Genomic DNA, 23,386 nt, shown 5'->3' with positions numbered 1-23,386 from the left:
TTAATTCTGGAACACCTGGGCGACCAGATTATGGAAATGGGCGATACCGTGCTCGGAAATTCCGCTCCCGCTGGTATCCGCCATAATGCGCCCCTGACCGCGATAGCCGCGTGATTTCAGCCCTTTTTGTACGCTTTCGACCAGACGTAAATCTTCCGGGCGGAACACGTCGCGATACCATTCGATCAGCGACTTCTGCTCATCCGTTAATTCTTCGTTGGTAAAGTAGATATCGTAGTTTTGCAGGGTGGTTTCCGCATCAACCGGGAATTCATAGATAACGGTCATCATCCCCTTGATAGGGGTGACATTGAGCATGGTGCAGGGCCACAGCCAGAAACCGTGGAAGGCGGCATCCACACCCTCTTCAAATTTGAATGACTGCTCAGACGGTTTGGCAAAACCGTACTGCAGCGTCCAGTTTCCATGCATGGTATGCCAGTAGCGATCCACCTGTACGGAATCAGAGAAGCCAGGGTGTGCCGGGCCACAGTGGTAGCATTCCAGATAGTTGTCGACGATATTCTTCCAGTTTGCCGGGGTGCGGGTGGTAAAACGGGCCGCGAGTTTCAGGTCATGAACCTCCGGGCACGCCTCCACCACTTTTGCCGCCAGCCCCGGTAACTGCTCCTCAACGCTGGCCGCATTAGGGTCCATGTTGATAAAGACAAAACCGGCGTACTCTTCAAGGCGAACCGGGGTGAGGTGGGCCTTTTCACTGTCGAAATTGGCGACGTTTTCACAGTTACGGGCGTGAGCGAGATTGCCATCCAGCTTGAAAGCCCAGGCATGGTACGGGCAGGTAATCACGTTTTTCGCTTTCCCTTCGCCGCTCAGTAACTGATGACCGCGATGCGGGCAGACGTTATAGAAGGCGCGCAGAATATTGTCGCGACCGCGCACCAGGACGATATTTTCACCGATGATCTCACGGGTCACATAATCATTCGGCTTCGCCAGTTCGCTGCTGTGCGCGACGCAAATCCAGCTATTGGCAAACACGTTCTCTTTTTCATGTTCGAATGCCTGCTGGTTAGTGTAAAAGCGTGCCGGAATGGTCCAGGCATCCTGTGGGTTTGCACAAAAGTTGTCAGGCAAAACAAATTCAGGGCTCAGATTGCTCATAGGGTTACCTTTTATTTTTTGTCAGTAAGAGGATGTTGGCTCGTGGCGCTCAGTGGTCGCCTTTGAGTATTGTCCCGGCGGGCAGCGTGGGCGTTGATACGGGCGCGCGCTCCTGCGTTTCGGGAAGACTGCTTTCAATTTGATGGGCAGGGACGTGGGCATAGTCCTGCTTTAACCAGCGAATAAAGCCAAAGACCTTCACCAGTAAGATGGCGAGGAACGGAAGCGCTGTCAGTACCACGGTAGTTTTCATTGTTTCCAGCGAGGCGCCGGTAAACAAAATCGACAGCGGAATCAGGGTAATAACCACACACCAGAAGAGACGCAGTCCACGCTCAGGATCTTCACCTTCCTGCAGGTTTCGCGTGCTGGTTGCCGCCATGGTATAGGCCACCGCATCCATGTGGGAGGCGAGGAAAATAATCATCACCGCCAGATACGCCGCCAGGAACAGCTTACCGGCCGGGAGCGACATCAGGACCTGCTGCACGGCGGTTTCGCCACCCAGCGTTTGCATAATCTGCGGAACGTTGATCACTCCGTTAATAAACTGATGGATGGCATAACTTTCCATCACGCCGAAGAAGAACCAGCAGCCGACGGTGCTGCCGAGGATCAGCGCCCAGATGACTTCTTTAATCTTACGACCGCGCGACACGCGAGTAACGAACATCGCCACGCCTGGGGTATAAGAGATCCACCACAGCCAGTAAAACACGGTCCAGTTGCGGGTAAATGAACCGTCGCCAAGCGGGTCAGTGAACAGACTCATTTGCAGGAAATTCTGCGTGGTCAGGCCAATGGCGTTGATGATGCTGTTGGTAATAAACTCGGTTGGGCCAACGATGAGCACCAGCAGCGGCAGCAGAAACGCGCCCCAACCGACCATTTTGCTCAGGCGTTGCAGGCCATTGTTGATGCCAATCCAGGAGCTAAGGCAGAAAATTCCGCCGGAAAGCAGGATAACGAAGGCCTGCACCGTGAAGTTATCCGGTAATCCGGTCAGCGCAGACAACCCGCGAGTAAAGGTGGCCGCGGTGACGACCAGAGAGATGGTCAATGCGCCGACGGTGGCGATCAGGAACATCAGGTCGACCAGACGGCCCCAGACGCCTTGCGGATGCACGCCGGTGATGGCGGCAATAATCCCCGAGAGGCTTAATCCTTTATTTTTACGCACATGGAAATGGTAGGCCATGATTAATGAGGCCAGGGTATAGGTTGCCCACGCGCTGATCCCCCAGTGGAAGAAGGAGTAGGGGATGCTAAATTCGAGGGCTTTTTGCGAGTTCGGCGCGATATTCAGACCCGGAGTCTGGTAGTAATACGCCCATTCCGCAACGCCCCAGTAGAGCGTGGAAGAACCCAATCCGGCGCAGATAAACATAAATAACCAGGACAGGGTACTGTACTCCGGTTTTCCCTCCCCCAGGCGAATATTGCCGTATTTACTGGTCGCCAGATAAATGACCAGTCCCATTGCCAATAGCACCAGGACCTGAACAGCGGAACCGAGCATCCGGGTAACGCCGTTAAAAATGGTGTTTGCTGCTTGCGCAGACTGCTGGGGGAAGAGGCTTAATGTTGCTGCGATAAAAAGGATGGCCAGTAAGCTGATGGCGATCAGCGGCACATCTTTTTTCTTTTTTACATTGCTCAACATGGGTGATCTCCTGGGCGTCGTCGCCCGTATTTGGCATTGGCCTGTTGTTGTAATCACGCTGTAGGGTCAAGACTTGTTACTGCTGTATTAACGATTTAATTATTTAGTTGTTACATGAATTAAACAATTAGCGGATGCGTGAAGCAATAAAACACGGAACGGAAATAATAAAAGGTGAAATGGCGCAGGAATTTACCGGGGAGAATGAATAAAAAAAGCCGCGTCAGTGACGCGGCTCTTATTCTGTGGTTTGACCTCAACGCAGGATAGCCTGACAAATGGTATCACCCACCTGTTGCGTGGAGGCAACGCCTTTCATATCGGGCGTTTTAGGCCCGCTGGCAATCACCTGCTCAATGGCCGCCAGAATGGCATTGTGTGCATTATGGAAACGCTCATCACCATTACCGAGGAAATCCAGCATCATGGCGCCAGCCCAAATGGTCGCAATGGGGTTGGCGATGTTTTTACCGTAGATGTCCGGCGCTGAGCCGTGTACCGGCTCGAACAGTGACGGGAAAGTGCGCTCAGGATTGAGGTTGGCAGAGGGCGCAATGCCGATGGTTCCGGTACAGGCCGGACCCAGATCGGACAGGATGTCGCCGAACAGGTTAGAGGCGACCACCACGTCAAAGCGTTCTGGCTGTAAAACGAAGCGGGCGCACAGTACATCGATGTGCTGCTTATCCCAGCGGATCTGCGGGTATTGCGTGGCCATCGCCTCAACACGTTCATCCCAGTACGGCATGCTGATGGCAAGACCGTTAGATTTGGTGGCAGAGGTGAGTGTTTTGCGTGGGCGACTTTGCGCCAGCTCAAAGGCGTAACGCAGAATGCGATCCACGCCGCGACGGGTAAACACGGACTCCTGGATAACCAGTTCATGCTCGGTCCCGGCGTTGACGCGTCCGCCCAGCGAAGAGTATTCGCCTTCGGTATTTTCGCGCACCACGTAAAAATCAATATCACCCGCCTGTTTTCCGGCCAGCGGACACGGAACCCCCGGGAAGAGACGTACCGGGCGCAGGTTGACGTACTGATCAAACTCGCGGCGGAATTTCAGCAGTGAGCCCCACAATGAGACGTGGTCAGGCACCGTTTCCGGCCAGCCGACGGCGCCAAAATAGATGGCATCATAGGACTTAAGTTGCTCGTGCCAGTCATCAGGCATCATCTTTCCGTGATGGGTATAGTACTCACAGCTGGCCCATTCGATCGGCTCAAAGCTCAGGGACAAGTCCCAGCGCTCAGCGGCGGCCTGCAAGACACGAATACCTTCAGGCAGAACTTCTTTCCCAATACCGTCCCCGGGAATAGCGGCAATACGATAGGTTTTCTTCATACCAGCTCTCACTTATCAGCAACCAAAATTGACTTCCCCTTTATCCTATAATTGACTGATTGATAGTTAATCCCCCTAACTGGTGAAACATAAAACACAGATCATGAATAATCTGCCGCTGCTGAATGATTTACGCGTCTTTATGCTGGTTGCCCGTCGTGCCGGATTTGCCGCCGTGGCGGAAGAGTTGGGCGTTTCCCCTGCATTTATCAGCAAGCGTGTCGCGCTGCTGGAACAGACGCTGAACGTTGTGTTATTGCACCGAACCACCCGGCGGGTCACCATCACCGAAGAGGGGGAGCGCATCTACGAATGGGCGCAGCGCATTTTGCAGGATGTGGATCAGATGATGGATGAACTGTCCGACGTGCGGCAGGTACCGCAGGGCATGCTACGGGTAATCAGCAGTTTTGGTTTTGGGCGTCGGGTTGTCGCCCCGGCACTCTCCGCCCTGGCAAAACAGTATCCGCAACTGGAAGTGCGCTTTGACGTTGAAGACCGGCTGGTGGATCTGGTCAATGAAGGGGTCGATCTCGACATTCGTATCGGGGATGATATTGCACCGAATTTGATTGCCCGCAAACTGGCCACCAACTATCGCGTTTTATGCGCATCGCCAGAATTTCTGACGCAGCACGGTACGCCGAAACAACTTTCTGAGCTGGCAACATATCCATGTCTGGTCATTAAGGAGCGTGACCATCCGTTTGGCATTTGGCAATTGCGTAACAAAGAGGGCGTCCACTCGATCAAAGTGACTGGCGCGTTGTCATCCAACCACGGCGAGATTGTGCATCAGTGGTGTCTGGATGGGCAGGGGATTGCGCTACGCTCATGGTGGGATGTGTGCGACAACATTGCCAGTGGTCATCTGGTACACGTGCTGCCGGAGTATTATCAGCCCGCCAATATCTGGGCAGTTTATGTTTCTCGTCTTGCGACTTCGGCAAAAATCCGTATTACGGTTGAGTTTTTACGCGGTTATTTTCAGGAGCGTTATCCAAAGTTTAAACTGGAATAAACGTGACACGCTGAGTTTTTGCCCAGCCATCGAAAATAAAAAAGGCAGAATTATCTGCCTTCTATAATACATGCGCTATTTGTGCAGAACGTTATCGGGACTCTTCTGCTTCTGGTAACGTCACGTTAAGTTCGAGGATAGAAATATCGCCGTCTTTTTGTTCAAGCTGCACGGTGACCATTTCCGGATCTATTTGCACATATTTGCAGATAACCTCGAGAATATCCTTTCTCAGCTGCGGTAAATAATGCGGCTCGGCGTCACTGCGACGGCGCTCCGCGACAATAATTTGCAGTCGCTCTTTTGCGATGTTAGCTGTACTCTTTTTCCGCGAGAGAAAAAAATCCAGTAATGCCATAACTTATCCTCCGAACAGGCGTTTGAGGAAACCTTTCTTCTCTTCTTCAATGAAGCGGAAAGGACGATCTTCTCCCAACAGACGTTCCACAGTATCTGCATACGCTTTGCCTGCATCCGCGTTGATATCGAGGATGACCGGCTCGCCCTGGTTAGATGCACGTAATACGGATTGGTCTTCCGGGATGACGCCCACCAGTTTGATACGCAGGATCTCAAGCACGTCTTCCATGCTGAGCATATCGCCTTTGTTGACGCGGCCTGGGTTGTAGCGCGTTAACAGCAGGTGTTCTTTGATTGGATCTTCACCATTCTCTGCACGACGTGATTTTGAGGCCAGAATGCCCAGAATACGGTCAGAGTCACGTACCGAGGAGACTTCCGGGTTGGTGGTGATAATCGCTTCATCGGCAAAATAGAGCGCCATCAGCGCGCCGGTTTCAATACCTGCCGGAGAGTCGCAGACGATGAAATCGAAATCCATCGTTTTCAGATCATCAAGCACTTTCGCGACGCCTTCACGGGTCAGTGCATCTTTATCGCGGGTTTGTGATGCCGGAAGAATGAAGAGATTTTCAGTACGTTTATCTTTGATTAACGCCTGATTGAGTGACGCATCGCCCTGAATCACGTTCACGAAATCGTAAACGACGCGACGTTCACATCCCATGATCAGGTCGAGGTTACGCAGGCCGATATCAAAATCAATAACGACAGTTTTCTTTCCCTTCTGGGCCAAACCTGTAGCGATGGCCGCGCTGGAGGTGGTCTTGCCAACGCCCCCTTTACCCGAAGTAACAACAATAATGCGTGCCATAGAAATTCCTTGTTAAAAGGGATCAATTCAACGGTTGAACTGTCAAAGCGTTCTCTGCCAGTTGCAGACGTGCCGCTTTGCCATAAAATTCTGCTGGGATTTTATCACTCAGCCAATAAACACCTGCGATAGACACCAGTTCTGCCGTCAGATGCGTACAAAAAATTTGCGCTTCCCGATCGCCGTTTGCGCCTGCCAGCGCGCGGCCTCTCATCATACCGTAAACGTGAATATTGCCGTCGGCAATCAACTCCGCGCCAGCACTGACGTGACTTGTAACAATCAGATCACATTGTGGAGCATAAATACGCTGGCCGGAACGAACCGGTACATCAATTAATCGCGTTTTTGTGATAGGAGTAACGTTTTGCGGTGGGGGAACGGGCGCAGCGACTTCAACGGGAGCGGAACGAACCACTTTCTCTTTACCCTCGGTCAGTAAAGGGAGGCCCATCTCGTCGATTTCCGCTTTCAGTCGGGCGTCTTTGCATCCGCTAACCCCGACAATACGCAGACCGGTGGACGCAACGACCTTTTGTAGAACCGGCCAGTTTACCGGGCTTTCAAGACCGCTGACATTAACCACGACAGGAGCATGTTTTAAAAAAGCAGGTGCCTGCGCGATTTTGTCTTCTAACGCCTGACGAATAACCTCGGGTTCTGCTTCATGCAAATGAACCACTGATAAGGTGAAGCTACTGCCTTTAAGCTCGATTGGCGTGTTTGACATCCTGGCCTTACTCAATTTGCTATTTATCATCTCCAGTGCGGAGTGATATTCCGAAGTCCAGAAGGCATGTTATAGTCAGTATTATATTGAGGCAAGTCACCATCCCGTTAATTCATAATAAAAGTCTACTTATCTTAAATAGAGTTAACTCACCGTTTTTCAAAAAAACCTTTATCTGTCAATGTGATGCTGCATTTTTCAATTCCCTTCTCATATCAAGCTCATTTTCATGTGCCAAAAACGTGACGGAACCTACGAATTTGTTTAAATGTTCCCCACCCAGGAAAGTGTATTTTTTCACCATTTCCAGTGTTTACCATCCGCCCATTTCTTTTAACATCACTAACGGGGTTCCGTTCTGAACATGCCAATTTACCCAGGCGTGCCTCAGGTCATTAAAACGGAAGTAGGAGATCTTTGCTTTTTTTCGTTGCCTGACTGAAAGTCATCATAGGCAACTTACGGCCAGTTCAAACACAAAGCCGATAACCTAGTCACCAGATTCAACGCGGCAGGTGAACGAACCACTATCGCCGACATGGAAACCCGACAGCGCGGCGTTTACGGTGGATGCGATTCTGGCGGCTGCCATAGGTAGACACAAGGAAGTGAGATTGAGGTGTTCATGTGCCACATGCAGCTCCGCCAGTGTGAAAACCAGCAGAAGCTATACTGGCAAGCAATGCAATCGCACATGCAATTATGAAAGCGCATGAAGTGAAAAAACATCATTCAGAACACGAGTCAATGCCACCTGTCTGGTATGAGTCCGTGGGGAGGGGAGATGCAATCGCAACCACCAGGTTCGGTGTCACTTCCGGACGATGACGATCCTCTTCAAAGGAATGTGACAGGTTTGTGCCACAGGACAGATAAAAATAGTGACGGGATGCGAAAATCTGCACCTCAAAACTGAGGCAGCTGGCTTGTGGGGCGGGTTTGATTGATGTTAGCGTATGTCGAAATTACGCATTAAAAAGAGTAAATGTATGTTTTGTGTGATCTACAGAAGTACTAAGCGTGACCAGACCTATTTATATGTCGAAAAAAAAGACGATTTCTCACGGGTTCCTGAAGAACTGCTGAAGGGATTCGGTCAGCCCCAGCTTGCGATGATCCTGCCTCTCGATGGGCGTAAAAAACTCGCTAACGCCGATCTTGATAAAGTAAAACAGGCGCTTGCTGAACAGGGCTATTATTTACAACTGCCGCCGCCGCCGGAAAATTTACTGAAACAGCATCTTTCGGTAGCCGGAGAAAATAAATCAGACGCTAAACGTTAAACTGTATCCGGCCGCGTCATGCCTCGTCGATGCAGTTCCTGAAGTCCACGATTACGTTAGGGGAAAATAATGTATCAACACCATAATTGGCAAGGTGCTCTGCTTGATTACCCAGTGAGTAAAGTGGTTTGCGTAGGCAGTAATTATGCAAAGCATATTAAGGAGATGGGCAGCGCGACGCCGGAAGAACCGGTACTTTTCATTAAACCAGAAACCGCATTGTGTGATTTACGCCAGCCGCTGGCGATCCCTGCAAATATGGGGTCTGTACATCACGAAGTCGAACTGGCGGTATTGATTGGCGCGACGCTACGGCAGGCAACGGAAGATCATGTGCGTAAAGCCATTGCCGGTTACGGTGTGGCGCTTGATCTCACGTTGCGTGATATTCAGGGAAAAATGAAAAAGGCCGGGCAACCCTGGGAGAAAGCGAAGGGATTTGATAACTCATGCCCGCTGTCCGGCTTTATTCCGGTGGCCGAGTTTAAGGATGACCCGCAGAACACCATGCTCAGCCTGAGCATTAACGGCGAAATGCGTCAGCACGGCACGACGGCGGATATGATCCACCCGATTATTCCGCTGATTGCCTATATGAGTAAATTTTTCACGCTGAAAGCCGGTGATGTGGTGCTGACCGGCACGCCGGAAGGGGTGGGTCCGCTACACAGTGGTGATGAACTGACCGTCAGTTTTAATGGTCAAACGCTGACCACCCGGGTGTTGTAATCTCTGCTTGCCGCCTTTTTGGGCGGCAAAACTTGCATCAGCCTGCCAGACTGGTTATAAGGTGCAGCTTTATTGCAATGGCGGATACCCGAATGAACGACTTACCTTTCTGGCAACGTAAATCCCTGGACGACATGACCGATGCTGAGTGGGAGTCGTTATGCGATGGCTGTGGTCAATGCTGCCTGCATAAATTAATGGATGAAGACACCGATGAAATTTATTTCACCAACGTCGCCTGCCGTCAGCTAAACATCAAAACCTGCCAGTGTCGTAACTACGAACGTCGTTTCGAGTACGAACCCGATTGCATCAAACTTACCCGCGATAATCTTCCGACCTTTGAATGGTTGCCAATGACCTGCGCCTATCGATTATTGGCCGAAGGGAAGGGGCTACCAGACTGGCACCCGCTGGTGGCCGGTTCAAAATCCGCCATGCACGGTGAGCGTATTTCTGTGCGCCATATTGCGGTGAAAGAGTCCGAAGTTGTGGACTGGCAGGATCATATCCTCAATAAACCCGAATGGGCTCAGTAAGTTGTTGAGGTAAAAGGCGTTATTGCTTGCTGTTTTGTGCGTGGGGCGCAGATGGGGCATCATCGCCTAAATCTGCGTTCAGCAGTTGATTGGCATTATTGTCTGTCATTCATTGCCCATCTCGCTGTACATCCTCAGTGCCGAAGTGTGTCTCGATTGATATGATTTTCTCACCGTGACGACTCCCCGCCCGCATTGGGCGAGGAGCGACGGGTCACGGGTTAATAACCAGCAGCTGTCAGTTCAGGTCTGAGCGAATAGATTTTATTTGTTTTGCTTACTCTTGCCTTTGCCTTTTGTGGAGTCAGCATCATAGTGCTCGACCTTGACGTTATAGTCATCATCGTCATCATATTTGTTCTTGTTTTTGTCGTGCCCCTTGCCAGGGTTGTTGTCGCCGTGGACGCTGCGGTTCTCTTTGTTCTTGCCGTCGCTACAACCGTCGCTGGTCACTTTGACGCCGCCGATGGTGACTGATGAGCACTCATTCTTGTGCTTATTTTTCCACTCATTGATCTCGTCTTCTCGATCCATACTGACCCGAATACCATCGGAATTGATGCTGACGTCTGCCAGGGCAGGCGCTGTCATCAGTAGGGAGAGCAGCAGTGCAGTATTTTTCATTAATAACCTCAAATAATGGGCTCATGCATAGCGCATGAGCCTGTTCAAACAGACATCATAGATAAATAAAAACGCGTACCTCTGTTGTTCTCAAACAGCGGTACGCGTGGAGATTTGCCGATGATTGCCCAGCAATGCACGTGGGTCAAGGCAGCACAGCACGATCGGCAACTTCCTCCCAATCGGTCACTCTACGTACTCTCATTTTTTACTGCTGCCGGGCCTTAATAAACCCGAATGGGCACCGTGAGTGCCTGAAGTAAAAGGTATTTTCGCTTACCCGTTAGCCCGTATAATAAGGTCATTATTAATTGTTTAATGAGGCGCAATGAATCACCTGATCTATTACGTATTCTGCGGAATAGCGGCACTTACTCTGCTCGGTGTGCAGTCATTTTTCGGTATCCTGCTGATAACACCGCGAGAGGTGGGAGGGACATTATTTGGCGGAATGTTTTTGGTCCTGATGTGCTTAGGCGGTTGGCTGCTGACCACCGCCGGTTTGGCCGCAACCATCCTGGCCCGCTTTGCAGGGGCCAGAGTGGCGTTATTGTGTGCCAGTGCCATTCAGGTGATTGCCGGTATCGGGTCACTGCTCAACTATCCGGATGATGCAGACGGCAATCTCATCTTCAGTCCTGCCCCAAATGAAATTTACTGGATGATAGCCGTTTCCGGATTGCTGTTATTCACCAGTGTTTACCTTATCGCACAGGGCCATCTGCGACCCAAAAATGGCCGGTTTTAATGGTTATATTTTGTGGCAATTTATTTTCATAGAGGATTGAAGAGGTAAGATAAAAACGGCAAAAGCCAGCACTTTCCATCAAGCAAAAAAATATGTCTTAAACCTATAATTTTAGGGCGTCGTAGAGGCGTGATGAATATTTAGAGGGTTGATAATGAAGAAGTTTGCGTTGATGCTGCTGGCTGCCACGTCCCTGATGACCATTGTTCCCGCGCAGGCTGAAACCCAGCAGGCTGGTGAGCGCCGTGATGCCAGGGAAGTTCGCCAGGATACGCGTCAGGAATCCCGTGAAATTAAGCAGGAATGCCGTAATGGTGTTGTCGGTAATGCTGATTGCCGCCAGGATCATCGCCAGAACAAACAGGAAGGGCGCGATCAGGCTCGCGATATCAAGTACTAAGTGATGTGCAAGAAAACCCGACGTCAGTCGGGTTGAATCTTATCTTGCCCAGTCTGTTTTAGCGTTAATCGCTGATTCTGAGAAGATGTCCGTTGTTATCACAGTCAGCGCTACCGAAAGAGCGTCTTAGGTTATCGACCGAACAGATCGCGCTTTTTAGGCTTAAACGGCTGGGTAATGACCACAAGAACGGCCACCATGAGATACGCGGCAAAAATCCCCAACAGCCACTGCGGCATTTCCAGCGTTAAAAACTCCCACTGCCGCTGTGCGCAATCACCAGAAGCGACGAACACCTGCGGCAGCCATTTGTCCAGAGGCAGCCAGCTCGGGAAGCGCGCCATAAAATCACAGGTCATGAATGGCGAAGGGTGAAGTTGGATCATGGTGTGTTCATACGCCAGCTGCAGGCCGCGCCATGCGCTGTAAATCCAAATCACCAGTGCCACATAGCGTAACGGTGTTTTTGGCGCAATCGCGCCAACCAGACCTGCGCCCATAATGCCGAATAACGCGCAACGTTCATAAATGCACAGGACGCAAGGCTTAAGCAGCATGACATGCTGGAACCATAGCGCCACCATTTCAAGCGCCAGTGCGGTTAACGCCATCAGTAACCATGCGCCCCGACCCCGTGAGCACTGGTTCAAAAATCGTAACATAATAATTTCCCTGCAACATGCGTAGAGTCGGCAGTGTAAACCAATTCAATTTTCACGCCACTAGCGGAAAATGAAATAAAGTGTAATTGGATAATTATCATGCAAAAAGTGAAACCGAGCAGTGATTTGCTCGGTTTATTGTTATTAAAGTGTAGCCAACCAGCCTAATTGCGTCATCCATTCTGTTACTGGCGTTAACGTATATTCAATGCAGAATAAACCGACCAGGGTCAGTACTATCGTATACGGCAGCGCCATCCAGACCATCCGGCCATAGGAAAGACGAATGAGGGGAGCCAGTGCCGAGGTCAGCAGGAACAAAAATGCCGCCTGGCCATTCGGTGTCGCAACAGAAGGCAGGTTGGTGCCGGTATTGATGGCGACGGCCAGTAACTCATACTGATTCAAGCTAACAATGCCACTTTCCATTGCCGCTTTGGCTTCGTTGATATAAATCGTTCCCACAAAGACGTTATCGGAAATAGAAGAAAGCAGCCCGTTGAAAAGGTAGAACAGCCTTAATTGCGTATGCTCAGGCGCCTGTAAAACGAACTGAATGATCGGGGCGAACAGGTGCTGATCGATAATGACCGCGACCACCGCAAAGAACACGGTCAGCAGTGCGGTAAACGGCAAAGATTCGGTGAACGCTTTACCAATGGCATGTTCATCGGTGACTCCGGTCAGTGAAGTCGCCAGGATAATGACCGACAGACCAATTAATCCCACTTCCGCCAGATGCAATGCCAGTGCGATAACCAGCCAGATACCGATAATGGTTTGTACAATCAGGTTGAGCTTATCCTGACGAGTACGCTGTTTGCGGCTTTGATCGTCAAACTCTTGCAGGATGCCGCGCACTTTTTCTGGCAAGGTTTCGCCGTAGCCAAACCAGCGCATTTTCTCTACCAGTGCGCAGGTTAATAAGCCGCAAAAGAGTACCGGTACGGTTACGGGCGACATGCGCAGGAAGAAGTCGCCAAAATGCCAGCCTGCGGCTTTGGCGATGATCAGGTTTTGCGGTTCGCCCACCATGGTCATCACGCCGCCTAATGCGGTGCCCACGCCAGCGTGCATCATCAAACTGCGCAAGAATCCGCGAAACTGCTCCAGCACGGTTTTGTAGTGCTGGTCGATGTGGCTGTCGTCGAGCAGGTCGTTATCTTCTCCACGCGCAGAGGCAACGCGGTGATAAATACCGTAAAAACCGACGGCAACGCTGATCACCACGGCGACCACAGTTAAGGCGTCGAGGAAAGCAGAGAGGAACGCTGCTGCAAGACAAAAGGCAAGCGACAGGATGGTTTTGGAGCGGATGTTGAGTAGCAACCGGGTAAAAATGAACAGCAGAAGCTGTTTCATAAAATAGATACCCGCCACCATGAACATCAGCAGCAACAGTACCTCAAGGTTGGCGGCAATCTCTTCACGGACGTGTGAGGCGCTGGTCATACCGATGATTACGGCTTCGATCGCCAGTAATCCACCGGGCAGCAGCGGGTAGCATTTCAGCGCCATTGCCAGCGTAAAAATAAACTCAGCGACCAACAACCACCCAGCAACAAACGGGTTGATGATAAATATCAGTGGGTTGACGATTAAGAAGATAATGAGTGCGAGTTTATACCAGTCTGGTGACTGGCCTAAGAAGTTGCGCCACAATGCGCGCCCCCAGGAGATCTCCATGCAGTTTCCCTTACCGTAAATTATGAAATGGCGTTTTTATGTAAGGCGCAAAGCTTACGGGCAGGGGCGCGCGCAGGCAAGTCCTTCTGCAAAGAGTGTGGAATCGGGAAATGCAGAAAATGAAGCCTTGATCCCTTTTTTCTTTATTTTGTCCGCTATCAGCCATGAAACCCGTCTGGTATGATGAGTGCAACTATGTTTTGCTGTGTAATGGAAATCTCACTATGGTCATTAAGGCGCAGAGCCCGGCGGGTTTCGCGGAAGAGTACATTATTGAAAGTATCTGGAATAACCGCTTCCCACCTGGCACTATCTTGCCTGCAGAACGTGAACTCTCCGAGCTTATCGGGGTAACGCGTACCACATTACGTGAAGTGTTGCAGCGTCTGGCGCGAGACGGTTGGTTGACCATTCAGCACGGCAAACCGACGAAGGTGAATAATTTCTGGGAAACGTCCGGGCTTAATATTCTCGAGACGCTCGCGCGACTCGATCACGAGAGTGTCCCGCAGTTGATCGATAATTTGTTATCGGTGCGTACCAACATTTCCACCATCTTTATCCGCACAGCGCTTCGTCAACATCCGGATAAAGCACAAGAAGTGCTGGCGACGGCAAACGAAGTGGCCGATCACGCCGATGCGTTCTCCGATCTGGACTACAACATTTTCCGTGGTCTGGCGTTTGCCTCCGGTAACCCCATTTACGGTCTGATTATTAATGGAATGAAAGGGCTGTACACCCGCATTGGTCGTCACTATTTCGCGAATCCTGAAGCGCGCAGCCTGGCGCTGGCGTTTTACCACAAGCTGTCAACGCTGTGTGAGCAAGGCTCTCACGATCAGGTTTATGAAACGGTGCGTCGCTACGGTCATGACAGTGGTGAAATCTGGCATCGTATGCAGAAAAATCTGCCCGGTGATTTAGCGATTCAGGGCCGCTAAGCGGCTCTTTGAATCATCGGCGAAAAGAGTAAAAAGGCCCCTTCATGATGAAGGGGCCTTTTTTTACAGGCTGTTCATGCGCGGTGGGCAACGCTCCAGAAGCTCGACGCTACCGTCCTCGTTTTGCTGTTCCAGCATCACATCAAATCCCCATAACCGATGCACATGTTTCAGGACCTCTTTACGCCCCTTGTCCAGCGGTGCACGGTTGTGCGGAATGTAGCGCAATGTCAGAGAGCGATCGCCCCGGAGGTCAACATTCCAGACCTGAATATTCGGCTCCAGATTGCTCAGGTTGTACTGCGATGAGAGACGGTTGCGAATTTCACGATATCCCTCCTCGTTGTGAATCGCCGAAATCTCCAGGTAATTGTGTCTGTCGTCGTCCAGCACGGTGAACAAGCGGAAATCACGCATCACTTTGGGCGACAGGAACTGACTGATAAAGCTCTCGTCTTTAAAGTCGCGCATCGCAAAATGGAGCGTTTCCAGCCAGTCGGAACCCGCGATGTCCGGGAACCAGTATTTGTCCTCTTCGGTGGGTGACTGACAAATACGCTTGATATCCTGGAACATGGCAAAGCCGAGCGCATAGGGGTTAATCCCGCTATACCACGGACTGTTGTACGGCGGCTGGAACACCACGTTGGTATGGCTGTGCAAAAATTCCAGCATAAACCGTTCGGTCACTTTACCCTCATCGTACAGATGATTGAGGATGGTGTAATGCCAGAAGGTCGCCCAGCCTTCGTTCATCACCTGCGTCTGTTTCTGTGGGTAGAAATACTGGCTCACCTTACGCACGATACGCAGGATCTCACGCTGCCAGGATTCGAGCAGCGGGGCGTTTTTCTCCATAAAGTAGAGCAGGTTTTCCTGTGGCTCAGACGGATAACGACGCGCCTCGGCGATGGTTTTCTCTTCTTCGCGTTTCGGCAGGGTGCGCCACAGCATATTGACCTGACTTTGCAGATACTCTTCGCGGCTCTTCTGCCGGGCTTTTTCTTCCTGTAAGGAGATTTTTTGCGGTCGTTTGTAACGGTCGACGCCGTAGTTCATCAGCGCGTGACAAGAGTCGAGCAGTTTTTCCACCTCATCCACACCGTAGCGCTCTTCGCATTCGGTAATGTATTTCCGCGCGAAAATCAGGTAGTCGACAATCGAACTGGCGTCTGTCCAGCTGCGGAACAGGTAGTTATTTTTGAAGAACGAGTTGTGCCCATAGCAGGCGTGCGCCATCACCAGCGCCTGCATGGTGATGGTGTTCTCTTCCATTAAATAGGCGATACACGGGTTAGAGTTAATCACGATTTCATAGGCTAACCCTTGCTGACCATGTTTATACAGCCGCTCGGTTTCGATAAATTTTTTGCCAAACGACCAGTGAGGATAGTTGATCGGCATGCCAACGCTGGAGTAGGCATCCATCATCTGTTCGGAGGTGATCACCTCGATTTGGTGCGGGTAGGTGTCCAGTCTGTAGAGTTTCGCCACGCGGTCTATTTCCGCCAGATAGATATCCAGCAGATCAAACGTCCAGTCGGGTCCATCGCTCAAACGTGTGGTGTCCTTATTCATGGAATCAATCGTAGCCATTCGCGCACCCTCATTGTTAGCGGCGCTCTCTGTCTGGAGCACCTCATCTCAAGCATAGAACACCGTGTTAAAAAGCGTGCTGGTGAGGAAAATTTTTCTTTGCGATTTCACGTTATTGGGATGCCGTATAACGCAGGTGCTACAGCATTTTATGCTGGATAAAAATGACGCGCAGCAGGAGATCCCAAACCAGCAATATGCCTGACATAAGAGACATATGTGAGATACGTCACCATAAAAAAGCCATATGTTGAATAATATTTTCATCTGAGTTATCAAGATGTAATTAGATGATTGTTCTTTTACCTACTGTTAACGGAGTGGCTATGCGAGTTGTCATACTGGGAAGTGGCGTTGTCGGCGTGACCAGCGCCTGGTATCTGAGTCAGGCTGGACATGACGTGACCGTCATTGACCGCGAACCCGGCCCGGCGCTGGAAACCAGTGCTGCGAATGCGGGGCAAATCTCCCCGGGGTATGCGGCGCCGTGGGCGGCACCCGGTGTTCCATTGAAGGCAATTAAATGGATGTTCCAGCGGCACGCACCGCTGGCCGTTCGCCTTGACGGGACGCAATTTCAACTTAAATGGATGTGGCAAATGTTGCGTAACTGTGACACAAGCCATTACATGGAAAACAAAGGACGCATGGTGCGTCTGGCGGAATACAGCCGTGACTGTCTGAAAGCGCTGCGCGCATCAACCGGTATTCAGTATGAAGGCCGTCAGGGCGGAACCCTGCAGCTGTTCCGTACCGAGCAGCAGTACGAAAACGCAACCCGCGATATTGCCGTGCTCGAAGATGCAGGTGTTCCGTATCAGTTGCTGGAGTCCAGCCGTCTGGCTGAAGTCGAACCGGCGCTGGCGGAAGTGGCGCACAAGCTGACCGGTGGCCTGCGGTTGCCGAATGATGAAACCGGCGATTGCCAGCTGTTTACCCAACATCTGGCGCTGATGGCGGAGCAGGCGGGCGTTAAATTCCGCTTCAACACGCCGGTGGAAAAGTTGCTTTATGAGGGCGAGCAGATTTATGGCGTGAAGTGCGGCGAGGAAATTATTAAGGCCGATGCGTATGTGATGGCGTTTGGCTCTTATTCGACGGCGATGCTCAAAGGGATTGTCGATATTCCGGTCTATCCGCTAAAAGGTTATTCGCTGACCATTCCGGTGGCGCAGGAGGATGGCGCGCCGGTGTCTACGATTCTCGATGAAACCTACAAAATTGCGATTACCCGTTTTGATAATCGCATCCGTGTGGGCGGGATGGCGGAGATTGTGGGCTTTAATACCGAACTGCTGCAACCGCGTCGTGAAACGCTGGAGATGGTCGTACGCGATCTCTTCCCACGCGGCGGACATGTTGAACAGGCCACGTTCTGGACCGGACTGCGCCCGATGACGCCAGACGGTACGCCAGTGGTAGGGCGTACCCCCTTCAAAAATCTCTGGCTGAACACCGGACACGGCACGCTGGGGTGGACCATGGCCTGTGGCTCGGGGCAATTGCTGAGCGACATTCTTTCCGGACGGACGCCGGCTATCCCGTACGATGACCTGAGCGTTGCGCGTTACCAACCGGGATTTACCCCCTCACGTCCACGACATTTGCATGGCGCACATAGCTAATAAGGAATCCGGATGACTCGTCCTATACTGGCCAGCCTTGACCTGCAGGCGATGAAACAAAACCTGGGGATTGCGCGCCAGGCAGCACCGAACTCCCGTATCTGGTCGGTGGTAAAGGCCAATGCGTATGGGCATGGCATTGATCGCGTCTGGTCGGCTTTGGGCGCGACTGACGGCTTTGCCCTGCTCAATCTGGAGGAGGCAGTCACTCTGCGGGAACGCGGCTGGAAGGGGCCAATTCTGATGCTGGAAGGCTTTTTCCACGCAGAAGATCTGGCGTTGTACGACAAATACCGTCTGACAACCAGCGTGCACAGCAACTGGCAGCTAAAAGCGCTACAGAATGCCCGATTAAACGCGCCGCTGGATGTCTATCTGAAGGTCAATACCGGCATGAACCGATTGGGGTTCCTGCCGGAAAGAGTGCAAACCGTCTGGCAGCAACTGCGTGCGATGCCGAATGTCGGCGAACTGACGCTGATGTCGCACTTTGCGGATGCCGAGCATCCGGATGGCATCCGTGAAGCCATGGCCCGGGTATCTCAGGCCACGGAAGGACTGGAGTGTCGTCGCTCGTTGTCAAACTCGGCGGCCACGCTATGGCATCCTGAGGCCCATTTTGACTGGGTGCGCCCGGGTATCATTCTGTATGGCGCCTCGCCGTCAGGAAAGTGGCAGGATATCGCCAATACCGGGCTGAAGCCGGTGATGACCCTTCGCAGCGAAATCATTGGCGTACAGACCCTGAAAGCGGGCGATCGGGTGGGGTACGGCGGGCGCTATACCGCCCATGGCGAACAGCGCATCGGTATTGTCGCTGCCGGTTATGCGGACGGCTATCCGCGCCATGCGTCGAGCGGAACCCCCGTCCTCGTCGACGGTGTCCGTACCGGAACGGTGGGGACGGTATCGATGGATATGCTGGCGGTGGATCTGACGCCGTGTCCACAGGCGGGGATTGGCACGCCGGTGGAGCTGTGGGGCAAAGAGGTGAAAATTGACGATGTCGCCTCTGCAGCAGGCACGGTAGGTTATGAGCTGATGTGCGCGTTAGCGTTACGCGTGCCAGTAGTGACAGTGTAACTTAACAACTGCCGGATATCGCCTTGGGCGTATCCGGCATGTTGCGTCGTTATTCCGCTTCATCCTCTGCGACACGAACACCGACCTTCAGTACCGCATTGTCTTCTTTTTCCGCCACTGTCCAGATCATACCGGCAAACTCCACCTGATCACCCACGACCGGGGCGGCGCCAAGCAGTTGCTGAACAATTTCACCCAGCGTCTGCTGCTTATCGCGGTACTCTGTGCCATCGTCCAGCCCGTAAATCAGCGCCACATCAGCATATTTCGCGCTGGCTTCCAGAATAAAGTCGCCGAAGAAGCGCTGATCCAACGCCACGGGCGGCGACTCGCTGAACAGTTTCCCCAACGCAGGCAGGTCACGCTCGCGGCCAATCACGCACAGGACGTCGCCTTCACGCAGGCGAGTACTGCCGGTTGGATGAAACAGGGCATTATCGCGAAACAGGGCGGCAATGCGCGTATCCTCTGGCATGTGCAGATCGCGCAGCGCCGCGCCAACGCACCATTTGTCGGCGCTCAGCTGATAAACAAACTGCTCCCAAGGGTTTTCCGGATGGATGTCCAGCCCCATGCGAGAGACCGGCCAGCCCACAGGGGGAACCACCACTTTGGCTTTTTTAGCCGCCCAGGAGAGCGACGTGCCCTGAAGCAGTAGGGAGATCAGCACCACGAAGAACGCGACATTGAAGAACAACCGCGCATTCTCCAGTCCGGCCATCATCGGGAAGACCGCGAGGATAATCGGCACCGCCCCCCGCAAGCCAACCCAACTGATGAACGTCCGCTCGCGCAGATTAAAGCCGCGAAATGGCAGCAGCCCCGCGAAGACCGACAACGGGCGGGCAACAAAGATCATCCAGGCGGACAATATCAACGCCGGAACGGCAATCGGCAGTAGATCCGAAGGATTGACGAGCAGCCCCAGCACCAGGAACATGGCGATTTGCGCCAGCCAGGCGAGGCCATCAAAGTTTTGCAGGATCCCAAACCGGTTGCGAATCGGGCGATTGCCCAGCAGGAATCCACACAGGTACACCGCCAGTATGCCGCTGCCTTCCAGCGCGGTGGTGACGGCGAAAATGAGGATCCCGCCGCTGAGCGCCAGCAAAGGATACAGACCGGTGGGCAGCGATATGCGGTTAATCATCTGCAAAAGCAGGTAGCCGCCGCCTAAGCCGAGCATAATCCCCAGGCCAAACTGTTGGATGATGTGGACTGCAAACATCCAGCTCAGACTCGTCTCATGATTCTGGATCATCGCAATCAGCGTAATGGTCAGAAACACCGCCATCGGATCGTTACTTCCGGACTCGATCTCAAGTGTGGACCCCACACGTTCGTTAAGCCCTTTACCGCCCAGCAATGAAAATACCGCCGCCGCATCCGTTGAGCCGACAATGGCGCCAATCAGCAACCCCTCAATGAGATCAAGGTGAAACAGCCATGCCGCCATCATCCCGGTTAATCCGGAGGTGATAAGAACCCCGACGGTGGCCAGCGATAAGGCTGGTCCCAGCGCGACGCGAAAAGAGCTGGCCTGCGTGCGCATGCCGCCATCCAGCAAAATGATCGCCAGCGCAAGGTTACTCACCATGTAAGCGAACGGGTAGTTATCAAAGGGGATACCGCCCACGCCGTCCACGCCCGCGAGCATACCGATAGCGAGAAAAATAACCAGAATAGGGATGCCGAGGCGGGATGAGAATGAACTTAATAAAATACTGCAGGTTACGAGGACTGAACCCAAAATAAACAGACTAATGATTGCTGCGGCATCCAACGTTCGGTTACTCCTGAATTACGCTGTTTCTTAATAATAAACCCTAACACAAAAACGACAGAAACAGCGTGTTGCTGAAAGCCTGAAGGGTCAGGCTCTGCACTTTCGGACCGGTTTTTTTACGATTTGAGTACGGGGTGACCCGATATCGTGAGTTGGGTAGTTTCTTTTGTATTTTTCAGCACCGCATGTGCGCCTAATGGCAGCGTTACGGTGCGTTGCTCATGACCAAAATCCAGGCCAGTAATCAGCGGCACAGACAGACGTGAGCGCAAAAAGGCGTAAACCGCGTCGAGATCGTAACCCGCATCATACTCGTTTGGCGTACTGCCGCTAAAGCTGCCCAGTACAATCGCGTTTTGCCGGTTTAAAATACCGGCATCAAGCAGTTGCAACAGCATACGCTCAACGCGGAAAGGATGCTCATTAATGTCTTCCAGCACCAGTATGCCGTTTTCAATTTTCGGCATCCACGGTGTGCCGATGAGCGAAATCAGCATCGCCAGATTGCCGCCCCACAGCGTCCCTTCGGTCTGACAGGCTGGCCCCTGACCTTGCCACTCCACGGTATATTGCGCGTTGCGTAGCGCGAGCCAGAAATGGTATTCCGTGAAGGCGTTCATTTCTTCAGCGCCAAAGTTAGCCGCCAGCATTGGGCCGCTAAAGGTGATGACGTTACCCTGGGCGAGTAAACCGGACTGAATGGCGGTAAAGTCGCTGTGCCCGCAGATCAGTAACGGGTTGTGCTGTTGTCGGGCCGTCAGGGCCTGCCAGTCAATGTTCTCCAGCAAACGGCTGGCGCCGTAACCGCCACGCACCGGCATCACAATGGTATCGGCCGTGGTCAGGCTGGCGAGGGAATTCACGTCAGCCAGGCGTTCTGCTTCCGTTCCGGCAAAGCGCTGTTCACGGCGATGGATGACCGAGGCGTTATTCACCTGATGCCCCGTTTCCCTAAGACGCGTAAGCCCGCGTAATGCGGCTTGTTGGTTGATGCAGTAGCCCGATGGAGCAATTAAATGAAACAAAGACATGGCAATTCCTTGCTGACAATAGAATGCAAATGTATATCATGCCGCATATATTAGAACGTTTTGCCGGGTAGTGCCTTGCTTATCCGGCCTGCTGAAGTTTCAGCGCAACGTTGTGTTGTTGTCACCTCAACGATGGATTCCGGCTAAAAGGATAGACGAAGTGAAATTGAGATGGTTTGCTTTTTTAATCGTGTTACTGGCGGGTTGTAGTTCAAAGCAGGATTATAAAAATCCGCCCTGGAATGCGGAAGTTCCGGTCAAACGCGCGATGCAATGGATGCCAATCAGCGAAAAAGCCGGTGCGGCCTGGGGCGTGGATCCTCAACTGATCACCGCGATTATCGCGATTGAATCCGGCGGTAACCCCAATGCGGTCAGTAAATCGAATGCCGTAGGATTGATGCAGTTGAAAGCTTCTACTTCCGGACGGGATGTCTATCGCCGGATGGGGTGGAGCGGCGAGCCGTCGACCAGCGAGTTGAAAAACCCGGAACGTAATATCTCCATGGGCGCCGCCTATCTGAGCATTCTGGAAAACGGTCCGCTGGCCGGCATCGAAGATCCGCAGGTGATGCAATATGCGCTGGTGGTTTCCTACGCGAACGGGGCTGGCGCGCTACTGCGTACCTTCTCCTCTGACAGGAAAAAAGCGATCAGCAAGATCAACGATCTTGATCCTGATGAGTTTATCGAACATGTTGCCGATAACCATCCTGCGCCACAGGCACCGCGCTATATCTGGAAACTTCAGCAAGCGCTGAATGCCATGTAACCGGGGTTGATGTTACTCGCGCACTTTATTCGCTTTTTCCCGCGCTTCGCGCTCCAGCGAAAAGATAATCCGCTGTAATTGCCGCTCCACCGCCGGGCTGACGTTAAGAAAACGCAGACTCAGGCGGGGAGTGGTGATCGTTTCATTTTTCCCGTCGATCACTTTACGCTCGCTAATCGAGATGAGCTGCGCGTCAAAATGGAAAATTCCCCATTCGCCCATGTTGAGTTCAATCTGAGAAAACCGCATTCCCTCCTTCAACCCTTCGGGTTTGGCGCCTTCCAGCAATGCGCCCATGCCCCCGAGAGAGAGATCGAATAAGCGAAAACGCAGCGTGCTGTTGTCCGGCATTTTTGCTGAGCAGACGTAGGGAGGATGCAGCGGGGCGCAGATACGGAAATATTCGCGTCGTTGTACGAACCACAGGGTGGGCGGTAGCGCAGTGATAAACGCCGGAAGCTGCTGGTATTCACCGCTCTGCAACTGCGGTAGCGTAAATTCGACTTTCGCGCCCTGCGTTTCGGCGGTAATGGTTATTTGTCTGGCGCGCTGAGCCGCAAGGTTTTCATTCTCCTGACTGCCGAAATCCATCACCAGACTCTCCGGGCTGACCGCGAGAATTTTGCTGATGAACTGGCCTCCTGACCATGAAATGCGTAACGGAACCTGATTCTTATTGAGGTCACGAAGAACGCCTAACACCGCCAATGGATTTTGTTTCAGGAACTGCTCATGGTAATGACTCACGCCTAATGACTCCTGGATACCTGACAGACTGTCGTCAGTTATCGGCATTGCGCGACAGAACTTAATACAAATGGGT

General features: G+C 52.2%; 23 protein-coding genes and 1 pseudogene. 10 read left to right on the top strand and 14 right to left on the bottom strand.

Annotation, left to right across the window (positions count from 1 at the left end):
- The 3 genes from yeaW to AC07NP_RS06335 all read right to left on the bottom strand — a co-directional run bounded on the left by yeaW (position 1) and on the right by AC07NP_RS06335 (position 4,130).
- Positions 1-1,125 (bottom strand): carnitine monooxygenase, oxygenase subunit YeaW, encoded by a 1,125-nt coding sequence (yeaW, locus tag AC07NP_RS06345; RefSeq protein WP_494659909.1) that lies wholly within the window; start codon positions 1,123-1,125, stop codon positions 1-3.
- A 49-nt stretch (positions 1,126-1,174) separates the two neighbouring features.
- Entirely contained in the window at positions 1,175-2,788 is a 1,614-nt protein-coding gene (locus AC07NP_RS06340; protein ID WP_494659908.1) for a BCCT family transporter, read from the bottom strand.
- Between the two features lie 256 nt (positions 2,789-3,044).
- Complete coding sequence (locus tag AC07NP_RS06335) at positions 3,045-4,130, bottom strand: tartrate dehydrogenase (protein ID WP_494659907.1); 1,086 nt, start codon at positions 4,128-4,130, stop codon at positions 3,045-3,047.
- Between the two features lie 103 nt (positions 4,131-4,233).
- On the opposite strand from AC07NP_RS06335, the gene AC07NP_RS06330 reads away from it, so the two are divergent.
- Entirely contained in the window at positions 4,234-5,151 is a 918-nt protein-coding gene (locus AC07NP_RS06330) for a LysR substrate-binding domain-containing protein (protein WP_192611952.1), read from the top strand.
- A 91-nt stretch (positions 5,152-5,242) separates the two neighbouring features.
- On the opposite strand, the gene minE is transcribed toward AC07NP_RS06330, so the two are convergent.
- The 4 genes and pseudogenes from minE to AC07NP_RS06310 form a co-directional block, all read right to left on the bottom strand.
- Positions 5,243-5,509, bottom strand: a complete 267-nt coding sequence (minE, locus tag AC07NP_RS06325) for a cell division topological specificity factor MinE (RefSeq protein ID WP_003859937.1) — start codon at positions 5,507-5,509, stop codon at positions 5,243-5,245.
- Positions 5,510-5,512: 3 nt separating this feature from the next.
- Complete coding sequence (minD, locus tag AC07NP_RS06320; protein ID WP_192611953.1) at positions 5,513-6,325, bottom strand: septum site-determining protein MinD; 813 nt, start codon at positions 6,323-6,325, stop codon at positions 5,513-5,515.
- Positions 6,326-6,347: 22 nt separating this feature from the next.
- On the bottom strand, positions 6,348-7,055 hold the full coding sequence (gene minC, locus AC07NP_RS06315; RefSeq protein ID WP_494659906.1) for a septum site-determining protein MinC: 708 nt from the start codon (positions 7,053-7,055) through the stop codon (positions 6,348-6,350).
- 178 nt (positions 7,056-7,233) lie between these two features.
- A pseudogene (locus tag AC07NP_RS06310) lies at positions 7,234-7,470 on the bottom strand (tyrosine-type recombinase/integrase); the annotation flags it as partial.
- 574 nt (positions 7,471-8,044) lie between these two features.
- On the opposite strand from AC07NP_RS06310, the gene AC07NP_RS06305 reads away from it, so the two are divergent.
- The 3 genes from AC07NP_RS06305 (at position 8,045) to ycgN (ending at position 9,606) form a co-directional block, all read left to right on the top strand.
- Complete coding sequence (locus AC07NP_RS06305) at positions 8,045-8,338, top strand: YcgL domain-containing protein (RefSeq protein WP_192611955.1); 294 nt, start codon at positions 8,045-8,047, stop codon at positions 8,336-8,338.
- A gap of 69 nt (positions 8,339-8,407) precedes the next feature.
- Positions 8,408-9,067, top strand: coding sequence for a fumarylacetoacetate hydrolase family protein (locus AC07NP_RS06300; protein ID WP_203358090.1), 660 nt, complete (start codon positions 8,408-8,410; stop codon positions 9,065-9,067).
- Positions 9,068-9,159: 92 nt separating this feature from the next.
- Positions 9,160-9,606: a cysteine cluster protein YcgN gene (gene ycgN / locus AC07NP_RS06295; protein WP_494659905.1), complete on the top strand. Its 447-nt coding sequence runs from the start codon at positions 9,160-9,162 to the stop codon at positions 9,604-9,606.
- A 264-nt stretch (positions 9,607-9,870) separates the two neighbouring features.
- Here the strand turns inward: ycgN and AC07NP_RS06290 are convergent, their stop codons facing one another.
- Positions 9,871-10,230: a hypothetical protein gene (locus AC07NP_RS06290; protein WP_203358088.1), complete on the bottom strand. Its 360-nt coding sequence runs from the start codon at positions 10,228-10,230 to the stop codon at positions 9,871-9,873.
- A gap of 328 nt (positions 10,231-10,558) precedes the next feature.
- Between AC07NP_RS06290 and AC07NP_RS06285 the strand changes: the two genes are divergently transcribed.
- Both AC07NP_RS06285 and AC07NP_RS06280 read left to right on the top strand, forming a co-directional pair.
- The gene (locus AC07NP_RS06285; RefSeq protein WP_494659904.1) at positions 10,559-10,978 is read left to right on the top strand and encodes a hypothetical protein; all 420 of its coding nucleotides are present in this window, start codon (positions 10,559-10,561) and stop codon (positions 10,976-10,978) included.
- 154 nt (positions 10,979-11,132) lie between these two features.
- A complete protein-coding gene (locus tag AC07NP_RS06280) occupies positions 11,133-11,378 on the top strand; it encodes a hypothetical protein (RefSeq protein WP_162383724.1) in 246 nt (81 codons plus the stop codon).
- A gap of 131 nt (positions 11,379-11,509) precedes the next feature.
- Here AC07NP_RS06280 and dsbB read toward each other — a convergent pair whose 3' ends face one another.
- On the bottom strand, positions 11,510-12,040 hold the full coding sequence (gene dsbB, locus AC07NP_RS06275; RefSeq protein ID WP_494659903.1) for a disulfide bond formation protein DsbB: 531 nt from the start codon (positions 12,038-12,040) through the stop codon (positions 11,510-11,512).
- Between the two features lie 144 nt (positions 12,041-12,184).
- The gene (nhaB, locus tag AC07NP_RS06270; protein WP_203358085.1) at positions 12,185-13,726 is read right to left on the bottom strand and encodes a Na(+)/H(+) antiporter NhaB; all 1,542 of its coding nucleotides are present in this window, start codon (positions 13,724-13,726) and stop codon (positions 12,185-12,187) included.
- A 224-nt stretch (positions 13,727-13,950) separates the two neighbouring features.
- Between nhaB and fadR the strand changes: the two genes are divergently transcribed.
- The gene (gene fadR, locus AC07NP_RS06265; protein ID WP_494659902.1) at positions 13,951-14,670 is read left to right on the top strand and encodes a fatty acid metabolism transcriptional regulator FadR; all 720 of its coding nucleotides are present in this window, start codon (positions 13,951-13,953) and stop codon (positions 14,668-14,670) included.
- Positions 14,671-14,733: 63 nt separating this feature from the next.
- On the opposite strand, the gene AC07NP_RS06260 is transcribed toward fadR, so the two are convergent.
- On the bottom strand, positions 14,734-16,266 hold the full coding sequence (locus tag AC07NP_RS06260; protein WP_203358083.1) for a SpoVR family protein: 1,533 nt from the start codon (positions 16,264-16,266) through the stop codon (positions 14,734-14,736).
- A 290-nt stretch (positions 16,267-16,556) separates the two neighbouring features.
- Here AC07NP_RS06260 and dadA point away from each other — a divergent pair, with 290 nt between their 5' ends.
- Together dadA and dadX are read left to right on the top strand one after the other, a co-directional pair.
- Positions 16,557-17,891 carry a D-amino acid dehydrogenase gene (gene dadA / locus AC07NP_RS06255; RefSeq protein WP_494659901.1) on the top strand — a complete coding sequence of 445 codons (1,335 nt, stop codon included), beginning with the start codon at positions 16,557-16,559 and terminating at the stop codon, positions 17,889-17,891.
- A 12-nt stretch (positions 17,892-17,903) separates the two neighbouring features.
- Complete coding sequence (gene dadX, locus AC07NP_RS06250; RefSeq protein WP_494659900.1) at positions 17,904-18,974, top strand: catabolic alanine racemase DadX; 1,071 nt, start codon at positions 17,904-17,906, stop codon at positions 18,972-18,974.
- Positions 18,975-19,023: 49 nt separating this feature from the next.
- Here dadX and AC07NP_RS06245 read toward each other — a convergent pair whose 3' ends face one another.
- Positions 19,024-20,757, bottom strand: coding sequence for a potassium/proton antiporter (locus AC07NP_RS06245; protein WP_494659899.1), 1,734 nt, complete (start codon positions 20,755-20,757; stop codon positions 19,024-19,026).
- 119 nt (positions 20,758-20,876) lie between these two features.
- Complete coding sequence (gene ldcA, locus AC07NP_RS06240; protein WP_203358079.1) at positions 20,877-21,791, bottom strand: muramoyltetrapeptide carboxypeptidase; 915 nt, start codon at positions 21,789-21,791, stop codon at positions 20,877-20,879.
- 160 nt (positions 21,792-21,951) lie between these two features.
- On the opposite strand from ldcA, the gene emtA reads away from it, so the two are divergent.
- On the top strand, positions 21,952-22,563 hold the full coding sequence (gene emtA, locus AC07NP_RS06235; protein ID WP_276292013.1) for a membrane-bound lytic murein transglycosylase EmtA: 612 nt from the start codon (positions 21,952-21,954) through the stop codon (positions 22,561-22,563).
- A gap of 12 nt (positions 22,564-22,575) precedes the next feature.
- Here emtA and ycgR read toward each other — a convergent pair whose 3' ends face one another.
- A complete protein-coding gene (gene ycgR / locus AC07NP_RS06230; protein ID WP_494659898.1) occupies positions 22,576-23,310 on the bottom strand; it encodes a flagellar brake protein YcgR in 735 nt (244 codons plus the stop codon).
- Positions 23,311-23,386 lie beyond the last annotated feature (76 nt).

The organism is Citrobacter sp. GW821-FHT07H02, assembly GCF_059418505.1.
Note: the sequence above shows the minus strand (reverse complement) of the source record. Positions and strands in the feature narration are given on the sequence as shown.